We start from the raw sequence: 649 nt of genomic DNA on the forward strand, positions 1-649 counted from the left end.
AACTACGTACGCCTGGCGCCCGGGCACCGGCCCGCGCACGTACTGACCGTCCTGCGACCGTCCTCACCGCCAACCGGAGGGTCACCCACACCATGATCGTCAACGAACCCGTCCCGGACACCTTCGAAGACACCCCGCAAAAAGACCGGGACCCCGAATGGTTCAAACGCGCCGTCTTCTACGAAGTCCTCGTCCGCTCCTTCCAGGACAGCAACGGCGACGGCATCGGCGACCTCAAAGGCCTCACCGCCAAACTCGACTACCTCCAATGGCTCGGCGTCGACTGCCTCTGGCTCCCCCCCTTCTTCAAATCCCCCCTGCGCGACGGCGGCTACGACGTCTCCGACTACACCGCCGTCCTCCCCGAATTCGGTGACCTCGCCGACTTCGTCGAATTCGTCGACGCCGCCCACCAACGCGGCATGCGCGTCATCATCGACTTCGTCATGAACCACACCAGCGACCAGCACCCCTGGTTCCAGCAGTCCCGCAACGACCCCACCGGACCCTACGGCGACTACTACATGTGGGCCGACGACGACAAGCAATACCCCGACGCCCGCATCATCTTCGTCGACACCGAAGCCTCCAACTGGACCTTCGACCCCGTCCGCAAGCAGTACTACTGGCACCGCTTCTTCTCCCACCA

At 63.9% G+C, this 649-nt stretch carries 1 protein-coding gene; it reads left to right on the forward strand.

Features of this window, described 5'->3' with window-relative positions:
* Window positions 1–92 precede the first annotated feature (92 nt).
* Window positions 93–649, forward strand: a 557-nt coding sequence (locus tag O3Q52_RS53860) for an alpha-amylase family glycosyl hydrolase (RefSeq protein WP_269655649.1), incomplete at its 3' end; no start/stop codon positions are given.

Source organism: Streptomyces sp. ActVer (assembly GCF_027270795.1).
GTDB lineage: Bacteria > Actinomycetota > Actinomycetes > Streptomycetales > Streptomycetaceae > Streptomyces > Streptomyces umbrinus_A.